Source organism: Luteimonas sp. MC1895, assembly GCF_016457215.1.
In the GTDB taxonomy this organism is placed as follows: Bacteria; Pseudomonadota; Gammaproteobacteria; order Xanthomonadales; family Xanthomonadaceae; genus Luteimonas.
Genome location: NZ_JAEMDY010000007.1, coordinates 1 through 5,669, shown reverse-complemented (window position 1 = coordinate 5,669; position 5,669 = coordinate 1). Strand labels below are relative to the sequence as shown.

At 55.9% G+C, this 5,669-nt stretch carries 2 tRNA genes and 3 rRNA genes; all 5 read left to right on the top strand.

From position 1 onward, the window contains the following. The first annotated feature begins 350 nt into the window (after positions 1-350). The 5 genes from JG616_RS13550 to rrf all read left to right on the top strand — a co-directional run bounded on the left by JG616_RS13550 (position 351) and on the right by rrf (position 5,562). Positions 351-1,895, top strand: a 16S ribosomal RNA gene (locus JG616_RS13550). 96 nt (positions 1,896-1,991) lie between these two features. Beyond that, positions 1,992-2,067, top strand: a tRNA-Ala gene (locus JG616_RS13545). Between the two features lie 16 nt (positions 2,068-2,083). Next, positions 2,084-2,160, top strand: a tRNA-Ile gene (locus tag JG616_RS13540). A 233-nt stretch (positions 2,161-2,393) separates the two neighbouring features. Continuing rightward, positions 2,394-5,274, top strand: a 23S ribosomal RNA gene (locus JG616_RS13535). A 174-nt stretch (positions 5,275-5,448) separates the two neighbouring features. Beyond that, positions 5,449-5,562 (top strand): 5S ribosomal RNA (rrf, locus tag JG616_RS13530). The 16S, 23S and 5S rRNA genes sit together here with 2 tRNA genes alongside, the layout of an rRNA operon. Positions 5,563-5,669: the final 107 nt, after the last annotated feature.

Genomic DNA, 5,669 nt, shown 5'->3' with positions numbered 1-5,669 from the left:
CGCTAATATGTGCGGCTCCCCGGCGGACACGGCCAACACGGCGCGGCGGCGGGGGAGGCGGAAGTTTCCACCCACAGGGTGTTGACGGACGCGAAAGTCGCGCTACAATGTGCGGCTCACCCCGGCGGAAACGGCGGGGTTGAAGGAAGGAGGCGCTGAGGCCACTTCCGAAGATCTTTGACAGTGTGCGCAGGTGACTTGTGCGGGCGTCTGGCCGGTGGATGGTTGTCCATCTTGCAGACGTTCGTACCAAGAGCAACAACGATTCAAATGCATGCAAATGCAAGCGGGTAATTGGAGCTCGGGACGACGACTGCACTCAAGAGTTTGGACTTCGGTCCATGCAATTTTAAGTGAAGAGTTTGATCCTGGCTCAGAGTGAACGCTGGCGGCAGGCCTAACACATGCAAGTCGAACGGCAGCACAGGAGAGCTTGCTCTCTGGGTGGCGAGTGGCGGACGGGTGAGGAACACATCGGAATCTGCCTATTTGTGGGGGATAACCTCGGGAAACCGGGACTAATACCGCATACGACCTACGGGTGAAAGCCGGGGACCTTCGGGCCTGGCGCAGATAGATGAGCCGATGTCGGATTAGCTAGTTGGCGGGGTAAAGGCCCACCAAGGCGACGATCCGTAGCTGGTCTGAGAGGATGATCAGCCACACTGGAACTGAGACACGGTCCAGACTCCTACGGGAGGCAGCAGTGGGGAATATTGGACAATGGGCGAAAGCCTGATCCAGCCATGCCGCGTGAGTGAAGAAGGCCTTCGGGTTGTAAAGCTCTTTTGTTGGGAAAGAAAAGCAGCTGGTTAATACCCGGTTGTTCTGACGGTACCCAAAGAATAAGCACCGGCTAACTTCGTGCCAGCAGCCGCGGTAATACGAAGGGTGCAAGCGTTACTCGGAATTACTGGGCGTAAAGCGTGCGTAGGTGGTTTGTTAAGTCTGATGTGAAAGCCCTGGGCTCAACCTGGGAATTGCACTGGATACTGGCGAGCTAGAGTGCGGGAGAGGATGGCGGAATTCCTGGTGTAGCAGTGAAATGCGTAGATATCAGGAGGAACATCCGTGGCGAAGGCGGCCATCTGGACCAGCACTGACACTGAGGCACGAAAGCGTGGGGAGCAAACAGGATTAGATACCCTGGTAGTCCACGCCCTAAACGATGCGAACTGGATGTTGGGGACAATTGAGTCTTCAGTATCGAAGCTAACGCGTTAAGTTCGCCGCCTGGGGAGTACGGTCGCAAGACTGAAACTCAAAGGAATTGACGGGGGCCCGCACAAGCGGTGGAGTATGTGGTTTAATTCGATGCAACGCGAAGAACCTTACCTGGCCTTGACATGTCGCGAACTTTCCAGAGATGGATTGGTGCCTTCGGGAACGCGAACACAGGTGCTGCATGGCTGTCGTCAGCTCGTGTCGTGAGATGTTGGGTTAAGTCCCGCAACGAGCGCAACCCTTGTCCTTAGTTGCCAGCACGTAATGGTGGGAACTCTAAGGAGACCGCCGGTGACAAACCGGAGGAAGGTGGGGATGACGTCAAGTCATCATGGCCCTTACGGCCAGGGCTACACACGTACTACAATGGGAAGGACAGAGGGCTGCGAACCCGCGAGGGCAAGCCAATCCCAGAAACCTTCTCTCAGTCCGGATCGGAGTCTGCAACTCGACTCCGTGAAGTCGGAATCGCTAGTAATCGCAGATCAGCATTGCTGCGGTGAATACGTTCCCGGGCCTTGTACACACCGCCCGTCACACCATGGGAGTCTGTTGCACCAGAAGCAGGTAGCTTAACCTTCGGGAGGGCGCTTGCCACGGTGTGGCCGATGACTGGGGTGAAGTCGTAACAAGGTAGCCGTATCGGAAGGTGCGGCTGGATCACCTCCTTTAGAGACTAAAGACAGCTAATTGCCTGTCAGGCGTCCGCACAAGTGACCTGCATCCAGGAGTTCCACGGCGCAAGCCGGGGGACCGACCCCGTTTTTGGGGCCTTAGCTCAGCTGGGAGAGCACCTGCTTTGCAAGCAGGGGGTCGTCGGTTCGATCCCGACAGGCTCCACCACGCTGGGGAAGACATTGGGTCTGTAGCTCAGGTGGTTAGAGCGCACCCCTGATAAGGGTGAGGCCGGTGGTTCGAGTCCTCCCAGACCCACCATTCCTGGATGATCTGCGCACACACATCAAGATTTGAAGCGGGGCGGCATTGTGGCCGGCCCGTGTTCTTTGAAAACCAGGGACGTAGCGAGCGTTTGAGACGAATATCCAGACGTGTCGTAGAGGCTAAGGCGGGGCCCTTGAGGCCCTAGAGATTGAGTGTATGTTTCGCGCTGCCGGGATTTGTACCCCTGGTGGCACGTCATATGGCTCCGAGGCGACTTGGGGTTATATGGTCAAGCGAATAAGCGCACACGGTGGATGCCTTGGCGGTCAGAGGCGATGAAGGACGTGGCAGCCTGCGAAAAGTGTCGGGGAGCTGGCAACAAGCTTTGATCCGGCAATGTCCGAATGGGGAAACCCACTCCGCAAGGAGTATTGCATGGTGAATACATAGCCATGCAAGGCGAACCCGGGGAACTGAAATATCTAAGTACCCGGAGGAAAAGAAATCAACCGAGATTCCCCCAGTAGCGACGAGCGAACGGGGAGCAGCCCAAAAGTTGTTCCGGTTCTAGCAAAACAGTCTGGAAAGACTGGCCATAGAAGGTGACAGCCCTGTATGCGAAAGGGCCGGAATGATGAAAAGTGAGTAGGGCGGGGCACGAGAAACCCTGTCTGAACATGGGGGGACCATCCTCCAAGGCTAAATACTCCTGACCGACCGATAGTGAACCAGTACCGTGAGGGAAAGGCGAAAAGAACCCCGGTGAGGGGAGTGAAATAGACCCTGAAACCGTGTGCGTACAAGCAGTAGGAGCCCTTCGGGGTGACTGCGTACCTTTTGTATAATGGGTCAGCGACTTACTGTTCGTGGCGAGCTTAACCGTATAGGGGAGGCGAAGGGAAACCGAGTCTGATAAGGGCGCATAGTCGCGGGCAGTAGACCCGAAACCGGGTGATCTAGTCATGCCCAGGGTGAAGGTACCGTAACAGGTACTGGAGGCCCGAACCCACTCCCGTTGCAAAGGTAGGGGATGAGGTGTGATTAGGAGTGAAAAGCTAATCGAACCCGGAGATAGCTGGTTCTCCTCGAAAGCTATTTAGGTAGCGCCTCGCACGAATCTTCTTGGGGGTAGAGCACTGTTATGGCTAGGGGGTCATTGCGACTTACCAAACCATTGCAAACTCCGAATACCAAGACAGACTATGCGGGAGACACACGGCGGGTGCTAACGTTCGTCGTGAAAAGGGAAACAACCCAGACCCACAGCTAAGGTCCCAAATTCCATGCTGAGTGGAAAACCATGTGGAAAGGCACAGACAGCCAGGAGGTTGGCTTAGAAGCAGCCATCCTTTAAAGAAAGCGTAATAGCTCACTGGTCGAGTCGGTCTGCGGGGAAGATTTAACGGGGCTAAGCATGGAACCGAAGCTTGGGGTGCATCACTTCGTGATGCGCGGTAGAGGAGCGTTCCGTAAGCCGGTGAAGGTGGATTGAGAAGTCTGCTGGAGGTATCGGAAGTGCGAATGCTGACATGAGTAACGATAATGGGGGTGAAAAGCCCCCACGCCGAAAGCCCAAGGTTTCCTTGCGCAACGTTAATCGACGCAGGGTGAGTCGGCCCCTAAGGCGAGGCAGAAATGCGTAGTCGATGGGAAGCTGGTTAATATTCCAGCACCTCGCACAAGTGCGATGGAGGGACGGAGAAGGTTAGGTCTACCAGGCGTTGGTTGTCCTGGGGAAAGGCGGTAGGTTTGGGTCTTTGGCAAATCCGGGACCCTTCAAGACCGAGCACCGAGACGAGCTCATTAGAGCGAAGTGACTGATACCACGCTTCCAGGAAAAGCTCCTAAGCTTCAGCTTGTGCAGACCGTACCGTAAACCGACACAGGTGGGTAGGATGAGAATTCTCAGGCGCTTGAGAGAACTCGGGTGAAGGAACTAGGCAAAATGGTACCGTAACTTCGGGAGAAGGTACGCCCTTGTTCGTGGCTGCATGCGCAGCTGAGCGAGCGAGGGCCGCAGATACCAGGCCGCTGCGACTGTTTATCAAAAACACAGGACTCTGCAAACACGAAAGTGGACGTATAGGGTCTGACGCCTGCCCGGTGCCGGAAGGTTAATTGATGGGGTCAGCCGCAAGGCGAAGCTCTTGATCGAAGCCCCGGTAAACGGCGGCCGTAACTATAACGGTCCTAAGGTAGCGAAATTCCTTGTCGGGTAAGTTCCGACCTGCACGAATGGCGTAACGATGGCGGCACTGTCTCCACCCGAGACTCAGTGAAATTGAAATCGCTGTGAAGATGCAGCGTTCCCGTGGCAAGACGGAAAGACCCCGTGAACCTTTACTATAGCTTTACACTGAACGTTGAGTTCGTCTGTGTAGGATAGGTGGGAGGCTGTGAAACCCTGGCGCTAGCTGGGGTGGAGCCAACCTTGAAATACCACCCTGTCGTGCTTGACGTTCTAACCTAGGTCCGTGATCCGGATCGGGGACCGTGTATGGTGGGTAGTTTGACTGGGGCGGTCTCCTCCCAAAGAGTAACGGAGGAGCTCGAAGGTACGCTCAGCGCGGTCGGACATCGCGCACTGTGTGCAAAGGCATAAGCGTGCTTGACTGCAAGATCGACGGATCAAGCAGGTAGGAAACTAGGACTTAGTGATCCGGTGGTTCTGTATGGAAGGGCCATCGCTCAACGGATAAAAGGTACTCCGGGGATAACAGGCTGATACCGCCCAAGAGTTCATATCGACGGCGGTGTTTGGCACCTCGATGTCGGCTCATCACATCCTGGGGCTGTAGTCGGTCCCAAGGGTATGGCTGTTCGCCATTTAAAGTGGTACGCGAGCTGGGTTCAGAACGTCGTGAGACAGTTCGGTCCCTATCTGCCATGGGCGTTGGAGATTTGAGAGGGGCTGCTCCTAGTACGAGAGGACCGGAGTGGACGAACCGCTGGTGTTCCAGTTGTCTCGCCAGAGGCATTGCTGGGTAGCTACGTTCGGAAGCGATAACCGCTGAAAGCATCTAAGCGGGAAGCGCGCCTCAAGATGAGATCTCCCGGGACACAAGTCCCCTGAAGGAACCATCAAGACCAGGTGGTTGATAGGCTGGGTGTGTAAGTACAGCAATGTATTGAGCTAACCAGTACTAATGATCCGTGAGGCTTGACCATATAACCTCAAGTGGCCTTGGACTCGACGACGCGTCGATGTTCGACCCAAAAGTTCGCTACGTCCCTACTTATTCGCCAACGGCGGAGCTGTGTTCAAGCTCCGTTCCGAGGCAACCCAACGAGAGCGTGTGCGCGTCAAGCCAGCACCACCGGCCCGCGACCCTCCACCCTCTCCCTGGTGACAATAGCTTCATGGAACCACCCGATCCCATTCCGAACTCGGAAGTGAAACGTGAACGCGCCGATGGTAGTGTGCATTCAGCATGCGAGAGTAGGTCATCGCCAGGGTTTTTACCCCAAAACCCCGCAGCCTCGGCTGCGGGGTTTTTCTTTTGGGCGCCGCGGCGCTTCGACGCATGGCCTGCTGCCGCTCATGTCCCCCGATGCCGGCCTCT